Source organism: Diaphorobacter ruginosibacter, assembly GCF_040396215.1.
In the GTDB taxonomy this organism is placed as follows: Bacteria; Pseudomonadota; Gammaproteobacteria; order Burkholderiales; family Burkholderiaceae_C; genus Diaphorobacter_A; species Diaphorobacter_A ruginosibacter_A.
The window spans coordinates 1-17,883 of record NZ_JBEBOW010000071.1 but is presented as its reverse complement, the minus strand read 5'-3'; the positions used below and the strand labels follow the sequence as shown (position 1 = coordinate 17,883).

Annotated in this window: 9 protein-coding genes; 4 read left to right on the top strand and 5 right to left on the bottom strand. The window is 68.9% G+C overall.

The features are described 5' to 3' along the window. The 4 genes from ABWP92_RS10365 to ABWP92_RS10350 all read right to left on the bottom strand — a co-directional run. A partial coding sequence (locus ABWP92_RS10365; protein ID WP_353235298.1) for a response regulator transcription factor occupies positions 1 to 600 on the bottom strand: 600 nt, incomplete at its 3' end. Positions 601 to 604: 4 nt separating this feature from the next. Further along, the gene (locus tag ABWP92_RS10360) at positions 605 to 2,668 is read right to left on the bottom strand and encodes a two-component system sensor histidine kinase NtrB (RefSeq protein ID WP_502907501.1); all 2,064 of its coding nucleotides are present in this window, start codon (positions 2,666 to 2,668) and stop codon (positions 605 to 607) included. A 112-nt stretch (positions 2,669 to 2,780) separates the two neighbouring features. Further along, positions 2,781 to 3,596 (bottom strand): carbon-nitrogen hydrolase family protein, encoded by an 816-nt coding sequence (locus ABWP92_RS10355; RefSeq protein WP_353235297.1) that lies wholly within the window; start codon positions 3,594 to 3,596, stop codon positions 2,781 to 2,783. Then, positions 3,593 to 7,792, bottom strand: coding sequence for a YhdP family protein (locus tag ABWP92_RS10350; RefSeq protein ID WP_353235296.1), 4,200 nt, complete (start codon positions 7,790 to 7,792; stop codon positions 3,593 to 3,595). Before ABWP92_RS10350 ends, ABWP92_RS10355 begins: the two co-directional genes overlap by 4 nt. Before the next feature lie 138 nt (positions 7,793 to 7,930). Between ABWP92_RS10350 and glnE the strand changes: the two genes are divergently transcribed. From glnE to ABWP92_RS10330, 4 genes are all read left to right on the top strand, one after another. After that, positions 7,931 to 10,747 carry a bifunctional [glutamate--ammonia ligase]-adenylyl-L-tyrosine phosphorylase/[glutamate--ammonia-ligase] adenylyltransferase gene (glnE, locus tag ABWP92_RS10345; protein WP_353235295.1) on the top strand — a complete coding sequence of 939 codons (2,817 nt, stop codon included), beginning with the start codon at positions 7,931 to 7,933 and terminating at the stop codon, positions 10,745 to 10,747. Positions 10,748 to 10,977: 230 nt separating this feature from the next. Next, positions 10,978 to 12,468 carry an efflux transporter outer membrane subunit gene (locus ABWP92_RS10340; protein WP_353235294.1) on the top strand — a complete coding sequence of 497 codons (1,491 nt, stop codon included), beginning with the start codon at positions 10,978 to 10,980 and terminating at the stop codon, positions 12,466 to 12,468. A gap of 40 nt (positions 12,469 to 12,508) precedes the next feature. Further along, positions 12,509 to 13,654, top strand: coding sequence for an efflux RND transporter periplasmic adaptor subunit (locus ABWP92_RS10335; RefSeq protein ID WP_353235293.1), 1,146 nt, complete (start codon positions 12,509 to 12,511; stop codon positions 13,652 to 13,654). 12 nt (positions 13,655 to 13,666) lie between these two features. Continuing rightward, positions 13,667 to 16,723 (top strand): efflux RND transporter permease subunit, encoded by a 3,057-nt coding sequence (locus ABWP92_RS10330; RefSeq protein ID WP_353235292.1) that lies wholly within the window; start codon positions 13,667 to 13,669, stop codon positions 16,721 to 16,723. A 460-nt stretch (positions 16,724 to 17,183) separates the two neighbouring features. Here the strand turns inward: ABWP92_RS10330 and ABWP92_RS10325 are convergent, their stop codons facing one another. Continuing rightward, a complete protein-coding gene (locus ABWP92_RS10325) occupies positions 17,184 to 17,798 on the bottom strand; it encodes a glutathione S-transferase N-terminal domain-containing protein (protein ID WP_353235291.1) in 615 nt (204 codons plus the stop codon). Positions 17,799 to 17,883 lie beyond the last annotated feature (85 nt).

The following is a 17,883-nucleotide window of genomic DNA, read 5'->3' as shown; positions in this document are numbered from 1 at the left end:
TTCCACGGCCGACTTCACCTGCATCTTGTCGAACAGGCGCGCGCGATGCACCTCCACCGTTCGCACGCTGATGTCGAGCTGGTCGGCGATCAGCTTGTTCGGCAGCCCCTCCACGACCAGGCGCATCACGTCGCGCTCGCGGTCGGTCAGCTCGGAGAGGCGGTCCTGCACCTCATGCTTTGCGCGCGAGGCCTCCAGGTGAGCCGCCGACAGTTCCAGCGCCGCCTCGATGCGGTTGACCAGCTGGTTGTCGGAGAACGGCTTCTCGCAGAAATCGAAAGCACCCCGCTTGACCGTCGCAACGGCGGTGGGCACGTCGGCATGGCCCGTCAGGAAGATCACCGGCATCGCCGCGATGTCGCCGCGCTCGGCCATGCGGTCGAACAATGCCAGCCCGCTGGTGCCGGGCATGCGCACGTCCAGCAGCAGGCAGCACGGCTGGCGCTGCGGCGGACGCTCCATGAGCATCAGCTCGAATGCGTCGGCACTGGCAAAGGCTTCGCTGGGCACGCGCCGCGAGCGCAGCAGCCAGGCGAGCGCCTCGCGCACTTCGGCGTCATCATCGACGATGTAAACGGTGGCGTTGGAGACGGGTTCCATCGGATCAGGCTTCTGCTTGAATGGCTGGGAGTGTGAAAGTGAATACCGTACCACGGGGCTCGCGGGCGGCATGGCCCAGAAAACCGCCATGCTGCTCGACCACGGTCCGGCACAGGCTCAGGCCAAGGCCCATGCCCTCGGCTCTCGTAGTGTAGAACGGCGTGAACAGGCGCTCGGCGACTTCGTCGCTGATACCCAGGCCCTGGTCGCCGACCGAGAACTCGATCCACTTGCTCTGCGCGTTGGATGCGGCGCGGCGCACGCGGATGTCCAGCACGCGCGGTTCGATGGACGGATCATCCATGGACTGCATGCCGTTTCTGGCCAGGTTCAGCAGCACCTGCTCGACCATGGTCCGGTCGCACAGCACATCCGGCATGCCGCCCTCCAGGGATATCTGCACATGCACGCGCAGCTTGTGCGCCTGCAGGCGGATGATGGGCAGCACGGCGTCCAGCAGATCCCGCGCGGAGACCGGCTCGCGCGACTGATCGCGGCGGCGGATGAAATCGTGCACGCTCTTGATCACGCGGCCCGCGCGCTCCGCCTGCTGCGCGATGCGCCTGATTCCCACGCGCACGTCGGCCAGGTTGTCCGGCGACGGCATGGAGCCCGGCGCATCGTCCTCCAGCAGGTTCAGCGAGCCGGTCGCATAGCTTGAAATCGCCGCCAGCGGCTGGTTGAGCTCGTGACTGAGCAGCGACGCCATCTCACCCACCGTGGCCAGCCGCGCCGTCGCCTGCAGGCGCTCCTGCGACGTGCGCGACAGCTCCTCCACTCGCCGCTGCTCGCTCACGTCGAGGAACGAGCCCATCCAGCCCGTGTGCAGGCCCTGCGCATTGATCAGGGGCGCCTCGTAGATCATCACCGGAAAGCGCACGCCGTTCTTGCGCATGAAGGTCGATTCATAACCCTCGCGCGGCGGGACATGGTGGCCGGACAGGCGCACCATCTGGCGCGCGCTGTAGTCGCTCGAGCTCTCGGGCGGCCAGTAGGGAAGCGGGTTGGTCTGGCCGATCAGTTCATCGGCGGAAAAACCCACCATCTCGCAGAACGCGGGGTTCACATAGGTGATGCGGCCGTCCAGATCGCGGGCGCGCAGGCCCGTGACCTGCGAATCCTCCATCGCCTTGCGAAACGCCAGCGCCTCGCCCAGGTCTCGCTCGGCCCGCAGCCGCCTGCGGTTGTCGCGCACCAGCACGATGAGCACGGTGACCAGCGCAATCGACATCGCCGTCACCAGCGCGGTCAGCACGTTCGGGAACACGCTGGGCGCGGCGTGCCAGCTGTCGAGCCGCAGGATCAGCGTGGTGCCCGGCAGGTCAAAAAGCTGCTGCGCGGAAAACATGCGCGTGCCGCGGCGCATGGCGCCAACGACGGCCAGGCGCGTGCCGTCGGCTTCGGTGAACGAGACTTCCTGGCCGCGCTGCAGGTTGGGAGCGACCAGATCGACCAGCACGGTCTGAAGCGAATACGTGGCGATCAGGAAACCCGTCACCTGTCCGTCGTTCAGGAGCGGCAGGCACAGCTCCATCATCTCCGAGCCCATGCCGTTGGGCAGCGGCTGAAAGTAGCTGGCGGAGTATGACGGCCCGCCCACGCGGCGCGCGCTCGCGCACGACATGTTCATGTCCGAGTGCACGTTGCTGCCATCGACCGGATCCCAGTTGAGCAGGCGAAACGGCGACTCGGCATGCGCGCGCACCCTGAGCTGCGCATCGCGCCATTCGAGCCGCACGAGCTCGCGCCGCTGGTTGAGCAACTCCGTGGCCCGGCTCTCCCAGCTTGCCAGATCGGTATTGCCGGACTGCAGCGTCTGCATGCTCTGCACGTTGTGCGCAAAGGCGATGCGGATGTCCGACACCGCATCCGCCGCATCGCGCTCCACGCGCGTCTGCACCAGGCTGGCCTCGTAGCGGCCAGCCAGCCACACCAGCGTGATCAGCATGCTGACGACCAGCGCCACCAGCAGCGACCACAGCGACCAGCGCCGCCAGGCGCTGTGCCAGCGATGCAATTGCCACTGCGGCACTGCATCCTCGCCCGCCGCGTCAGCGGCCGGATTCAACGGCGTTGCGGCCTGCGTCACGATATCCATTCCATCCCGGTTCAAACGCCGACGCCGCGGCTCGCGCGCATCGGCCATATACATTCATCCCGCGCTCCACGCGCCCCGCGGATTACAACACGCGGTGGTCCAGCGCGGGCAGTTGCGCGCGCATCTCGCGCAGTTGCCGGTGCTCCAGCGTGCCCATCACCAGGCCCTGGCCTTCGCCGCGCTGCGCCCGTACGGTTCCCCACGGATCGACCAGCATGCTGTGGCCCCACGTGCGCCGGCCGTTCTCGTGCACCCCACCCTGCGCCGCCGCGAGCACGAAGGCGAGATTCTCCACGGCGCGGGCGCGCAGCAGCACTTCCCAATGGGCGCTTCCGGTCACATGCGTGAAGGCGCTGGGCACCAGCAGCAGGTCCACGCCGTTGCGCGCATGCGCGCGATAGAGCTCGGGAAAGCGCAGGTCATAGCACACCGAAAGCCCCACGCGCCACGCGGACCCGTCGCGGGCCGTGATGGTGAAGCCCGCCGGCTGCGATCCAGGCGCGATCACCCGTGCCTCGTCGTAATCCTCGCTGCCGTTGTCGTAGCGGAAAAGATGGATCTTGTCATAGCGCGCGACGCACTTGCCCACGGGCGAATACACCAGCGTGGAGTTGAACACGTGATCATCATCGGGCGCCCGCAGGGGCAGCGTGCCGCCGGCGATCCACAGGTTCAATTCAAGCGCCGCGTCCGCGAGGAACTTCTGGATGCGGCCCGAGCCGTACTCCTCGCGCAGCGCGAGCTTGTCGGTGTCCTTGTGGCCCATCACGCAGAAATACTCGGGCAGCGCGGCCAGCTCGGCGCCCTCGTGGGCGGCCTGCTCCAGCAGTTGCCGGGCGGTGCGAAGATTGGCATCCAGCGACGTGCCGGACACCATCTGAATGGCGGCTACTTTCATTGCGTCTCTCCTGCGGTTTCAGGGGCCTGGGCGTCGGGCGCGCCCGCGGGCGGGGCGGCATCCCCCGCCGCTGCCGACGGCCTGCCGCGCCTTGGCAGTTTCTCCACGCGCGGGTCGGACCAGGTGCCGTCGATGCGGAATTCCTGCGTGGCCGCCTGGATCAACGGCCCGCGCAGGAACACCTGCGCGAGAAAGCTCCCCAGGCCAATCACCGGGTTGATGGCCGTGGCCACCAGCGACGCCGTCATCGCGTTGATCTCGGGCACCACCACCACGTGCAGATCCTGGGTTTCCGCCTGCAGGTCGGCTTGTCCCTCCATCAGCACAGCCGCGTTCAGGCCCTTCATCTGAAGATTGTTGGTGGTGGCCACGCCGCGCTCGATGCGCACGTCGCCGCGCACGAAATCGAATGCGAAGCCTTCGCTGAACACGTCGCGGAAATCGAGCGAAAGGCGGCGCGGAATCGACTGCAGGCTGAGCACGCTCAGCAGCTTGGCGAGCCCCGGCTCCGCCTTGAGGAACTGGCCGGCCTGCATATCCACATGCATCGTTCCACTCATCGAGGGATAGTCGGGCGACAGCGGCGCCCCGCGCCAGGAGACCTGGCCGTGCATGCGGCCCTTGCCCTTGCGCACCACGCCGGGCATGCCGAAGCGCGCGAGCAACTCACCGGAGTCGCGCACATCCAGCTCGAAATCCATCACCGTCTGCCGCTCTGCCTTCGGCCCGGCCCCGCCGAGGAGAGCCCAGTTGCCGCTGGAGGTGAACGTGGCCTCGGGCGTGATCAGGTTCAGGTGCGAGAGCTTCCATTCGCGGCGCCCGTCGCCCGACACCAGGTTGCGCGCGGCCACTTCGATGCGGCCCAGCTTGCGCCCACGCATCTCGAAGTCCTCCACCACGATGTCGAGCGCCGGCAGGGTGCGCGGCTGGTCGCCCAGCAGGTCATCGGGGCTGCCGTCGGGCGATGACGGCAGCGTCAGGCGATCGAGCCGCGCGTGGATCATTCCCGGCGCGGGAACGGTGTCGCTTTGCGGCCTGAAATCGATGTAGCCGCTGAGCTCATCCGCCCTGGCCGTCGCCTGCCAGCCCCCCGCGGCGTGCGCGATGTCCGCATCCACCCGGTGCAGCGTGCGGCCCTTCCACTCCAGCGAGTGCGCCCGCACCCTGCCGCTTGAAGGCAGATAGCCGGACACCCTGTCGCCGCCGCCCGTTGCCCCGGACCGCGCATCGGAGCCGCCGCCCAGAAGCGCCGCCCAGGCATCCACGTCCACGTCGCCGAGCGTCAGATCAGCCGTCACGCCACTGCCCGGGAGCCTCGGCTGCTGGCCGTCCGGCAGCCCCACGGCAAGCGCGCCGCGCAGCACGCGGTCCGGCTGGTTCCGGCCGCCAAGCTGCCGCTGGTAGATCACCGAACCCAGCCCCTGCACCTCCACGGTGAGCTGATCCTGGAGATCATCCGCCGATGCGTGGCCCGCCGCCGCAGCCGGCGCGCTGGCTTCGAGCGAGGCCTGCGTGAGCCGCGTCTCGAAGCGTAGCGCGCGCTCGCCCTGCGCGGCCTTTCCCAGCGGCGCGGGCAAATCCAGCGCCATGCCATCCAGCGTGGCCGTGATCAGCAATTCGGGAACGCCGCGCCGCACGCCCACCTCCACCACATAGGGCGTGCTGCCGCTCGCGTGCCGCGCCAGCGCCTGCAGCGGACCCGCCGGAGCGATCGCGCGCAGCCCCTCGGCCGTGGCCGTGCCTTGCGCGCGAACCTGCACCTGCGACTTCAGCAGCGCCTGCTGCTGCGGCAGGGCGCGCATGCCGCCTTCCAGCCGCACCTCTCCTCCCATCGCGCGGCCCCGCACGCCCGCCAGCGAGAAGCCCGTTTCGGAAAACTGCACCGATCCCTGCGCCTGCGTGACCTGCGGGACGTCCGGCGCGAAGCGGATGTCGTTGCCCGCGAATTTCACGCTGCCCTGTACCCTGGACTCCTCCATGTGGTTGATCGGCAGGCTGAGCTGCAGCCCGAGATCGGCATTGCCGCCCGCCGTGGCTTCGTCGAGCGCGTGATCGGTGAGCTGCGCGACGTGCGACTGGCGGACGGTTGCGAGCATGTCCGCGAGCGGCCCGCGCGCATCCGCGTCCACATCCACGACCGGATGGTCCAGATCCGGAATCCGCGCGTTCGCGCTGCGCAGCTTCAGCAGCGGATTGCCGCCTATGGTTCCGCTGGCGTTCCTGACCTGCATGGCGGAGCGCTCGAACACCAGCTCTCCCGCCAGCGCGGTCAGCGGCGGCCATGGCAGTTCGCCGGCCGCCTGCAGCGCGGGAGGAACGTAGGCGTAGTTCACGCCCCTCACCTGCGCCGCGATGTGGAAATCGCCCTGCTGCGGCGTGCTGAACGGAAAGTCGTGCAGGTCGCCCTTCACGCGGAACTGCACCTGGCTGGCCACGCCCGCGCTGACGGCGTCGCGCACATAGTGGCGCGTTTCCTCGGGAATGCCCAGCGGCAGGTAGCGGTGCACGCGCGTTCCATCGGCGCGCGACAGCGAGCCCGAGAGGGTGAGCACGCCCGGGAAACGCGAGCCCGAAGATGATTTGCGCGCATCGGCCGTGCGCCACGCGAGCCGCGCCTCACCCGCGGCATCGGCGTTGGCGAAACGCAGGTTGTGCGCATCCACGCTGATGCGATCCCCGTCGATCTGCCAGTTCACCTGCGCCGCGAGCTGCTGCACGGGAATCAACGGCTCCTCGAACACGCCGGGAAAACGCAGGGCGCCATCGGCGAGCGACAGGCTGGCGCTTCCGCCAGCCTGTGTCAGCGAGAACCGCACCTGCGCGCCCTGGACGCCCGGAAGGCCGGATGCCGGGGCCCTGGACGCGGCCTGCGCGGCAGCCCGGGTGGAAGCCTGGGGCGCCTGCGCGGGCATGGCGAGCGCCAGGTCCCGGACCTCGCCCTTGGCCTGGTATTGCCTCGGAGACTGCAGCGGCCCCGTCCAGCGGACCTCCAGGTTGCCAAGCTCTCCGCGCGGCGCGGCCTGGAGCAGGCTTTCATGCACCTTGTCATCCAGCGGCAGGCGGGCGGCGATCTGCGACAGCGCCTCCAGATTGACCTGGCTCGCGCGCAGCTCGCCCTGCTCCGCCGAGGGGCCTTCGCCCTCCTTTCCCGTGCGGCGCAGGAACAGCGTGGACGCGGGCCAGCGCAGGCCGTCGTCGGTCACGAAGGCCAGGTTCTGCGCGCTGGCCTCGAATCCGGCCGCGAACTGCTGCACGCCCAGGCGGCCGGTAACCTCGCTCAGCGCCAGGGGCTTGAGCCGCTCCCCCAGCGTCGCGCGCACCCGCGAGAGCGCGACGTCCGCCACGCCGCCCACGACCGCGCCATGGCGGACATCGATCCAGGCGCGCACCGCGCCATGGCCCTCGCTGACCTTGAGGGCGCCCAGGTCGGCGTATTGATTGAGCCGGGAGACGTCGCCGCTGGGCAGGTCGGCATGCAACTGGCCGCTCCAGGCCTTGAAGTTGCCGCTGCGCACCGACCAGAGGGATTCGCGGAACGCGCCGCGCAGGCTGAAGCGCTCGCCCCAGCCCTCGGGCGGCGTCGCGTCCAGCCGTATCCGGTGGCGCCACGCGCCGTTGCGCACCACGAGATTCACGTCCGTGAGCGCGAGCGGCGGCGCCGCGCGCAGCTCGTCGGTCCAGAGCACCTTGCCATGCAGGATGGCGATCTCGCTCTGGGAGAAAAGCCAGTCGCCCGCGCTGGTGTCGGCGCCGCCGCTCCTGACCGGCATGCCCGCAACGAAGATGTCGCCGGCCGCATCGCGGCGCACGTCCAGCTCGGGACCATCCAGGTACAGCTGCTCGAATCCCCGGCGCAGCAGCGAGCGCATGGAGATCGCCGCGACGACCCGGGGCAGGCGCAATGCCTCACGGCCCTCGTGGTCAAGAAGCTGCACGTCGGTGAGCTCCAGGGTGGGCAGCAGCCCCTCGCTGCGCGCGGCCAGCCCGCCGATCACCACGGGTACCCCCAACGCTTTCCCGGCTTGGGTTTGTACCTGCTGACGGAAATCCCCGATACGCGGCACAATGAAGCCGTGCAGCAAGCCCCAGGCGACAGCCACCAGCAGCCAGAAAGCGAGCAACAGCCAAAGCGACCATCGCGCGAATCCTGAAAGCAGTTTCAGCAGGCGTGAGGGGTGGGATGGCTGCTCGGTCATGGAGTAAGGCAAGTGATGGCTGGAATTATGACCCGCCGTGTCTCCTGTGGTTCTGTGCAGATGGTGTCGTGATGTACGGCCGCTCCAGCGGGAGCCGGCGGTGCGCACGCTCTCATGGCGCGATGCGCCCAGCCCGACATGCAGAAGCCTTCCTCAGATCCGATTTCCACCGATGGCCACGGCCATCTTGCAGAACATTCGCGTTTCTTCCAGCGCCTGAACCGGCGCTACGAGGCGGAAATGCCCCTGCTGCCGCCCGGCGTGCCCACGCTGGAGACCATGCGCCAGACCTGCGATGCGCTGATGGCGCGCGGCCACGATCTGGGCGCCGCGCTGCGCATCCTGCGCCAGATCGTCATGGCGCGGCTGATCCACCTCGATTGCGAATGCCAGGCTCCGCTGCAGGACATCACCCTGCCGGTCACGCACCTGGCGGAACTCGCCCTGGATCGCGCCTGCGCCGCCGCGCGAGCCGACCTGGATTCGCGCCACGGCGCGCCGCTCGGCCCCGACGGAGAACCGGTGCAGCTATGGGTGATCGGCATGGGCAAGCTCGGCGCGCGCGAGCTCAACGTGTCCAGCGACATCGACCTGATCTACGTCTACGAGCACGACGGCGAGACGGCGGGCCTGCCCGATGGGCGCGGCAAGCTCTCGAACCATGAATACTTCGCCCGCGCGGTCAAGGCCATCTATGGGCTGGTGGGCGACACCACCGAGCACGGATTCGTCTTCCGCGTGGACCTGGCATTGCGCCCCAACGGCAACTCCGGGCCGCCGGCCGTGTCGCTGTCCGCGCTCGAGGACTATCTGCTCGTGCATGGCCGCGAGTGGGAGCGCTTTGCCTGGCTCAAGAGCCGCATCGTCGCTCCGCTCGACTGCCTTGCCACGCCCAACGTGCAGGCGCTGCGCGGCGTGGTGCTGCCGTTCGTGTTCCGCCGCTACCTCGACTACAGCGTATTCGACGCGTTGCGCTCGCTGCACCGCCAGATCCGCGAGCACGCCGCCAAGCGCAGCGCCGGCCACCCCGGCCGCGCCAACGACGTGAAGCTCTCGCGCGGCGGCATCCGCGAGATCGAATTCACCGTGCAGCTCCTGCAGGTGGTGCGCGGCGGGCAGTTCCCCGAGCTGCGCTGCCGCCCCACGCTCGAGGCGCTGCAGCGCCTGGCGCGCGCCGGGCTCATGCCGCAGGAGACAGCCGATGCTCTCGCCTGCGCCTATGTCTTCCTGCGCAAGGTCGAGCACCGCATCCAGTACCTGGACGACCAGCAGACCCACGTGCTGCCCACATCGGACGAGGACCTGTGCTGGATCGGCCAGACCATGGGCGTGGAATGCAGCGACTTTCTCAAGACGCTGGATGCGCACCGCGAGCTGGTCGCCCAGGAATTCGACATCCTGCTCGGCGGCGACAGCCAGAAGAAGCAGTGCGCGGGCGGCTGCGGCGGGCCCCGCGCCAGCGCGAGCCAGGCACCCGCGCCGGAGCTGGACACGCTGATCGAGCAGCTCCCGCCGAAGATGCGCGAGCGCGTCGCCGAGTGGCGCGGCAACCCGCGCGTGCAGTCGCTGCGCGACGAGGCGCGCGCGCGCCTGTTCCGGCTCGTGCAGCGCACCGCGCGCTGGGTGAGCGAAGGCTCCGCCCAAGAAACGGCGGCCGTGCGGCTGGTCGAATGGCTGGAGCCGCTGCTGCGCCGCGAGAGCTATCTCGCGCTGCTGCTGGAGCGCCCCTCCGTGCACGAGCATCTGCTGCACCTGCTGGGCACCGCCAGATGGCCCGCGCGCTATATGCTGCAGCATCCCGGCGTGATCGACGAGCTCGCAAGCGATGCGCTGATGTCCGAGCGCTTCGTGCCCGCCGATTTCGAGCATGAGCTCGAACTGCGCCTGGCCGCATTGCGTTCCACCGGCGAAGACGACGACGAAAACCTGCTGAACCTGCTGCGCCGCGCGCATCATGCGGAAACCTTCCGCACCCTGGCGCGCGACGTGGAACACCGCATCACCGTCGAGCAGGTGGCCGACGACCTGTCGGCGCTGGCCGATTGCGTGCTGCGCGTGACCGCGCGCTGGTGCTGGGCGCGGCTCAGGAACAAGCATCGGGAAACGCCGCAGTTCGCCATCATCGGCTACGGCAAGCTGGGCGGCAAGGAACTGGGCTACGGCAGCGATCTGGACATCGTCTTCGTGTTCGATGACGCTGACGACAACGCCCCGGAAATCTATGCCGCCTTCGTGCGCAAGCTCATCAACTGGCTGGCCGTCAAGACCGGCGAAGGCGACCTGTTCGAGATCGATACCGCCCTGCGCCCCAACGGCAATTCGGGCCTGCTGATCACCAGCTTCAAGTCGTATGCCGACTACCAGACCCAGCGCGGCAGCAATACCGCCTGGACCTGGGAGCATCAGGCGATGACGCGCGCGCGCTTCGTGCTCGGCACGGAAGACCTGGTGCCGCTTGACGACCAGGGCAAGCCGCTGGCGGAAGACCAGCCCCACGGCGGGCTGCATCTGCGCGAGCGCTTCGACGCCGTGCGCGAGGCCGTCATCACCGCGCCGCGCGATCCGGCCGCGCTCAAAGGCGAGATCGTCACCATGCGCGAACGCGTGCGCGGCGCGCATCCCGTGGCGCCCGACGCATTCGACGTCAAGCACAGCGCCGGCGGCATGGTGGATGCGGAGTTCGCCGTGCAGTACCTCGTGCTGTCGCAGTCCGCGCGGCATCCGGGCCTGCGCGACAACGTCGGCAATATCGCCCTCCTGCAGCGGGCCGAGGCGGCGGGGCTGCTGCCGCCGGGCGTGGGATCGGCCGCCGCCGATGCCTACCGGGTGCTGCGCCAGGTGCAGCACCGCGCGCGCCTGAACGAAGAGCCCACCCGGGTGTCCATGCAGGAGCTGCCGCGGGAGCGCGCGGCCATCCAGGCGCTCTGGAAGGCCGTTTTCGGCGGCGCTGCATGAGGTTCGGACGGCCTGCGCTCCCCGCCTGCACTGGCGGTTGACGCACTGCGTGGCGAACATGCGGCCCTGACGAGCCGCATGCTGCCGCATCCACGCTCTATGCTCTAATTTGGTGCCTGCGGATCCGGGCCAGGCCGCCGCCCAGTCGTCGCCCCCCGGTTCACGCCCTCGCCCTGCCCCCGGCAGACCCTTCCATTCCCGTCGCCTCGCTGTGGGGCGCATTGCAGAAGATGCCGTCCTTCGTGCCGCGAATTCATTTGCAGCGTCTGGTCTTGTCCCTTGTGCCGCTGGCGCTCGCGGCCTGCGCCCTGCCCCGGCCTCCCGCGCAACTGGCGTCGCAGGCGCCCGCGAGCTGGCACGCCGCGCTGCCACATGGCGGCAGCGTCGCCGGGCTGGAACGCTGGTGGCAGGATCTGGGCGATCCGCTGCTCGCCGAGCTGATCCGCGAAGCGCAACTGGCGAGCCCATCGGTCGCGCAGGCGCAGTCGCGTTTCGAGCAGGCGCGCGCCACCCAGGCCGCCGCGCGTTCGGCGCTCCTACCCTCGCTCGATGCCCAGGCCAGCGCGAGCCGCGGCTTCGACCAGGAAGTCGCGGGCATCGCCAATGTCGCGCAGGTGGGCTTGCAGGCGGGCTGGGAAGTGGACCTGTTCGGCAAGAACCGGGCCGCTGCCGATGCCGCACGGGAGCGGCTTTCCGGCGCGCGCGCGCAGTGGCACGAGGCGCGCGTTTCCGTGGCTGCCGAGGTGGCGCTGCAGTACAGCGGCTGGCGCCATTGCTCGCGCCAGGTCGCGATTCTTCAAAGCGACCTGCAGTCGCGCGCCGAAACCGCCAGGCTGTCGCGGGACAGCGAACGCGCCGGCTTCACCTCGCCCGCGAACGCGGCGCTGGCCGACGCCAGTTTCTCCGACGGCAAGGTGCGCGTGGCGCAGCAGCAACTGCAATGCGACATCGGCATCAAGACGATGGTGGCGCTCACGGGACATGACGAAGCCGATCTGCGCACGCGGCTGCAGGCCACGCGGGCCGCGCCGATGAACGAACAGATCCTGCGGGTTCACAGCATCCCCGCGCAGGCCATCGCGCAGCGGCCCGACGTCTTCGCCGCCGAGCGTGAGGTCGCCGCCGCCAGCGCCGAAGTGGGCGGCGCCGAGGCCGAGCGCTATCCCTCCCTTTCGCTGAGCGGCTCCATCGGGCGCATGTATCTGGGCGCCGGCGACATCAGCGGCAGCGCCAATATCTGGACGATCGGCCCGGTCGCGGTGTCTCTTCCGCTGTTCGACGGCGGCAGGCGCGCGGCGCAGGTCACCGCCGCCAAGGCGCGCTATGACGCAGCGGCAGTGGCCTATCGCGGACAGGTCCGGCAGGCCGTCGGCGAGGTCGAGGAAGCGCTCACCCGGCTGGCGAGCACCGGCGAGCGGCGCGGCGACGCGCAACGCGCGGCCGACGGCTACCGCCGATCGCTCACGGCCACCGAGGCGCTGTGGCGCGGCGGCCTCGCCAGCCAGCTCGATCTGGAAAACACGCGGCGCACCGCGCTCGCATCCGAGCTGGCGCTGGTCACGCTGGAGCAGGAACGCGTGGCCGCGTGGATCCAGCTCTACCGCGCGGCGGGCGGCGGCTGGGATGCCAACGCGCCCGATCCCGAAAGCAGCCTGGCGGGCGTCGATTCCGCGCACGCCCCCGCGCGGCAGCCCGGCGCTGCCGAAGCGGGCATGCCATGATCCGACGGGCATTCAATCTTCGAGTGGAACTTTTCTAGCCATGCCGCGCCTTGCCTTTCCTCGCATTCATTCCTGCGCCAGCGTTCTCGCGCTGCTGACGGTCCTCGGCACGGCAGGCGCGCTGCTGGCGGGCGCCGACTCGCGCGCCGCCGCCGACAAGGCGGAGCCCTCCGCGCCGGCCCGTCCGGCGCTCACGGTGAGCACGGTGCGGCCGGGCTCGGCGGAGATATCCGACGGGCTGGCGGCCAACGGCAACATCGCCGCCTGGCAGGAAGCGAGCATCGGCGCCGAAAGCAACGGCCTGCGCCTGACCGAGGTACGAGTGAACGTGGGCGACACGGTACGTGCCGGACAGGTGCTCGCCACCTTCGCCACCGAAACCGTGCGGGCCGACGTCGCGCAGGCCAGGGCCAACCTGCTGGAGGCCCAGGCCAGCGCCGCCGAATCACTCGCCAACGCGGAGCGCGCGCGCCTGCTCAGCCAGTCGGGCGCATTGAGCCAGCAGCAGATCCAGCAATACGCCACGGCCGCGCAGACCGGGCAGGCGCGCGTGCAAGCCGCCCAGGCGATGCTCGACGCGCAGCAACTGCGCATGAAGCACACGCAGGTGCTGGCCCCGGACAGCGGCGTGATTTCGTCGCGCACGGCCACCGTGGGGGCCGTGGTCGGCGCGGGCACGGAGCTGTTTCGCATGGTGCGCAAGGGCCGGCTGGAGTGGCGCGCCGACGTGGCCTCCAGCGAGCTGCCGCGCATCAAGGCGGGCGGCGCGGTACGGGTCACAGCCGCCAGCGGGGCCCAGGTGCAGGGCAAGGTCCGCACGATCGCCCCGACGGTGGATCCACAGACGCGCAACGCCATCGTCTACGTCGATCTGCCCGCGCATGCCGACATCCGCGCCGGCATGTTCGCGCGCGGCGAGTTCGTGCTGGACCGGCGCCAGGCGCTCACCGTCCCGGCCTCCGCCGTCGTCGTGCGCGACGGCTTCAGCAGCGTGTTCGAGGTCACCCCCGACAGCCACGTGCGCATGGTGCGCGTGCAGACCGGGCGGCGCGCGGGCGATGCCGTTGAAATCACCGCGGGCCTGACGGCTGACGCCGCCATCGTCTCGCTCGGCGGGGCGTTCCTCAACGATGGCGATCTGGTGCGCGTGCAGCCCGCCGGTGCGGCCCAGGCTCCCTCCAGGTAAAAGGGCCGAGCGATGAATCTCTCCGCCTGGTCCATCCGCAACCCGATTCCGGCAGCCATGGTCTTCGTGCTGCTCACGCTCGCCGGCCTGCTGTCCTTTCGCGCGATGAAGGTGCAGAATTTCCCGGACATGGACCTGCCCGTCGTCATGGTCACCGCCTCGCTTCCAGGCGCGGCTCCGGGGCAGCTCGAGAGCGACGTCGCCCGCAAGATCGAAAACGCCATCGCCACCACGCAGGGGCTCAAGCACATCACCACGACGCTGACCGACGGCAACGCCACGATCTCCGCCGAATACCGGCTCGAAAAGCCGGTGCAGGAAGCCGTGGACGACGTGCGCTCCGCCGTCTCGCGCGTGCGCGCCGACATGCCCGCCGACCTGCGCGACCCCATCGTCAACAAGCTCGAACTCTCGTCGCAGCCGATCCTCGCATTCGCCATTTCATCGGACCGCATGGATGACGAGCAGCTCTCCTGGTTCGTGGACGACACGCTCACGCGCCGCCTGCTCGCGGTGGCGGGCGTTGGCGCGGTGAGCCGCGTGGGCGGCGTCACGCGCGAGGTGCGCGTGGCGCTCGACCCCGCGCGCATGCAGGCGCTCGGCGCAACGGCAGCCGACGTGTCGCGCCAGTTGCGCTCCACGCAACTGGAGAGCGCGGGCGGGCGCGCCGAACTGGGCGGCGCCGAGCAGCCGCTGCGCACCATCGCCACGGTGCAGACGGCCGCGCAGGTCGCGGCCATCGACATCGCGCTTTCGGGCGGACGCCACATCCGCCTCGACCAGATCGCCACCGTCAGCGACACCACGGCCGAGCAGCGCACCGCCGCCTTCCTGGACGACCGTCCGGTGATCGGCTTCGAGGTATCGCGCGCACGCGGCGCCAGCGAGGTGGAGGTGGGCGAGGGCGTGCAGCGCGTGCTCGACCAGCTCCTGGCCGAACACGCCGGCCTGAAACTCACCCGCACCGTGGACTTCGTGGTGATCGCGCAGGATGAATACAGCAGCTCCATGCGCCTGCTGTACGAAGGCGCGATTCTCGCCGTCATCGTCGTGTGGCTGTTCCTGCGCGACTGGCGCGCCACCGTCGTCTCGGCGGTCGCGCTGCCGCTGTCGGTGATACCGGCGTTCATCGGCATGCACCTGCTGGGTTTCTCGATCAACATCATCACGCTGCTGGCGCTGTCGCTGGTCGTCGGCATACTGGTGGACGACGCGATCGTGGAAGTGGAGAACATCGTGCGCCATCTGCGCATGGGCAAGTCGCCCTACCAGGCAGCCATGGAGGCGGCGGACGAGATCGGTCTCGCGGTGATCGCCACCACCTTCACGCTGATCGCCGTGTTCCTGCCCACCGCGTTCATGAGCGGCATCGCCGGACGCTTCTTCAAGCAGTTCGGCTGGACCGCCGCGCTGGCAGTGTTCGCATCGCTGGTGGTCGCGCGGCTTCTCACGCCGATGATGGCGGCCTACCTGCTCAGGCCGCTGGCCACGCAGGAGAAGGAGCCGCGCTGGCTTGCCGCCTACATGCGCGCATCGTCATGGTGCCTGAAGCACCGCGTGCTGACGCTGCTGGCCGCGCTGTTGTTCTTTGCCGGATCGATCGCGCTGATCCCCCTGCTGCCCTCGGGCTTCATCCCGCCCGATGACAACGCGCAGACCCAGGTCACGCTGGAGCTTCCTCCCGGCACCAGGCTGCCGCAGACACGCCAGCTCGTCGCTCAGGCCACGCAGCGCGCGCTGAAGATCGGCCACGTCGAAAGCGTCTACGCCACGATCGGCGGCGGCTCCGCGGGCGCAGATCCCTTCGCGGGCAACGCCGCCGCCGATCCGCGCAAGGCGACGCTCACGCTGCGCCTGGGCGCGCGCAGCGAGCGGCCGCGCAAACAGGCCATCGAGCAGCAGCTGCGCGCCGCCATGCAGGATCTGCCCGGAGTGCGCGTGAAGATCGGCCTGGGCGGCTCCAACGACCGCTACATTCTCGCGCTCGCCAGCGAGGACCCCCAGGCGCTGGGCGCCGCGGCGCAGGCGGTCGAACGCGATCTGCGCACCATCCCCGGCATCGGCGGCGTGAGCTCCACCGCCAGCCTGGTGCGCCCGGAAATCACGGTGCGCCCCGACTTCGCCCGCGCGGCCGACCTGGGCGTGAGCACCAGTGCGATCGCCGAGACACTGCGCGTGGCCACCGTCGGCGACTATGACCAGTACCTGCCCAAGCTCAACCTCGCGCAGCGGCAGATTCCCATCGTGGTGCGGCTGGACGATCCGGCGCGCGAAGACCTGGCGGTGCTCGGGCGGCTGAACGTCCCCGGCGCGCACGGCCCGGTACGGCTGGGCGAAGTGGCATCGCTGACGCTCGCGGGCGGCCCGGCGGAGATCAGCCGCTATGACCGCTCGCGCAACGTGAACTTCGAGATCGAACTGGGCTCGATCGGCCTGGGCGAAGTGCAGGAGGCCGTGCGCCAGCTCCCCTCGGTGCGCGGGCTGCCCGCGAGCGTGCGCCTGATCGACATCGGCGACGCGGAAATGATGGGCGAGCTGTTTGCCAGCTTCGGGCTGGCCATGCTGACCGGCGTGATCTGCATCTACATCGTGCTGGTGCTGCTGTTCAAGGATTTCCTGCAGCCCGTGACGATCCTCATGGCGCTGCCGCTCTCGCTGGGCGGCGCTTTCGTGGCGCTGCTGCTGGCGGGCAAGAGTTTCTCCATGCCGTCGCTGATCGGCCTGATCATGCTGATGGGCATCGCCACGAAGAACTCCATCCTGCTGGTGGAATACGCCATCGTCGCGCGCCGCGACCACGGCATGAGCCGCCTCGATGCGCTGCTCGACGCCTGCCACAAGCGCGCCCGGCCCATCATCATGACCACGCTCGCCATGGGCGCGGGCATGATGCCGATCGCGCTGGCGCTGGGCGATGCCGACATGAGCTTTCGCTCGCCCATGGCGACGGCCGTGATCGGCGGGCTGATCACCTCGACGGTGCTGAGCCTGCTGGTGATTCCATCGGTCTTCACCTACATCGACGATTTCAAGCGGTGGCTTCAGTCGCTGCCGCGCCGCGGCGCCTGATGGCCGCCGCCGAGCGCGCTTTCCGCAGCATGGATTGCGCCCGGATGGTCAATGGGCGGCAAAAGTGTTGAAATATGCGATGCGGCGCACGCCCCGGCAAGGCGCCGAAGAACACTGTCGGCGCTTCGGCACAGCACGACAATCCATCCACTGCCGGTTCCTGGCGGTTACATTTTTTTGTGAAAAATGGATGGAACTTATTTGATTTGGCCTTACTCTATAAGAATGAGTTTTTCAGTTGGATGAACGAATCATTGATTGGAGATCACTCACCATTTTTGTAGTTGCGAAGCCTTTCAGACGTCGCGTTTGACTGGAAATCCTGAAGCGCTTCTCCTCCCTCCCTCTCTTATTTCGTTTCGGGACGCTTCGCGACTTTTTTATCCCCAAGACAAAGAGCGCCTTCAAGGCGCTCTTTGTCTTTTTACGGCGGACGGCCATGCCCAGGCCAGGGGGAGGCTTACCTGGGTTGCGTTTCCGCGAAGCTCGCGCGCTGCATCAGCTTGTCATGCAGGCGTGCCAGGTTGGGATAGTCGGTGCGCCAGTCGATCTCGGGAAAACGGAAGGCCAGCCACGCCAGCGCGCAACCCACGGCGATATCGGACAGGCTCATGTGGATGCCGCTGCAATAAGGCTTGTCCCCCAGCCCCCGGCTCATGGCCGCCAGTCCGAGGCGGATCTTGCCCGTCTGACGATCGATCCAGGCCTGCGAACGCTCGGACTCCTTGCGGTCCGGCCAGGTCGCCTCCAGCCGCGCCAGCACGCCCGCATCGATCACGCCGTCGGCCAGCGACTCCCAGGTTTTCACCTCCACGCGCTCGCGGCCGGTGGACGGAATGAGCTTGCCCACGGGCGAGAGCGTGTCCAGGTATTCAACGATCACGCGGGAATCGAAAACGGCCTCGCCGCCTTCCATGACCAGGCAGGGCACCTTGCCCAGCGGATTGGATTCGCTGACCTTGCTGTCCTGCGTCCATGGCGATTCTTCGTCGAACCGGTAGTCCAGCTTTTTCTCGGCCATCACGATACGCACTTTGCGCACATAGGGGCTAGTCGAGGATCCAATGAGTTTCATGGTCAGGCTTTCACTATCAGCGATGGTCGCCAATAAGAGCTGCTAACACGACCCAGCAAACCGAAGGTTTGCGATCGAGACGAGG

Coding starts and splice junctions, on each gene's coding strand:
- glnE (WP_353235295.1), top strand. CDS start 7,931: ATGCAGAAGCCTTCCTCAGATCCGATTTCCACCGATGGCCACGGCCAT.
- ABWP92_RS10325 (WP_353235291.1), bottom strand. CDS start 17,798: ATGAAACTCATTGGATCCTCGACTAGCCCCTATGTGCGCAAAGTGCGT.
- ABWP92_RS10350 (WP_353235296.1), bottom strand. CDS start 7,792: ATGACCGAGCAGCCATCCCACCCCTCACGCCTGCTGAAACTGCTTTCA.
- ABWP92_RS10330 (WP_353235292.1), top strand. CDS start 13,667: ATGAATCTCTCCGCCTGGTCCATCCGCAACCCGATTCCGGCAGCCATG.
- ABWP92_RS10340 (WP_353235294.1), top strand. CDS start 10,978: ATGCCGTCCTTCGTGCCGCGAATTCATTTGCAGCGTCTGGTCTTGTCC.
- ABWP92_RS10355 (WP_353235297.1), bottom strand. CDS start 3,596: ATGAAAGTAGCCGCCATTCAGATGGTGTCCGGCACGTCGCTGGATGCC.
- ABWP92_RS10335 (WP_353235293.1), top strand. CDS start 12,509: ATGCCGCGCCTTGCCTTTCCTCGCATTCATTCCTGCGCCAGCGTTCTC.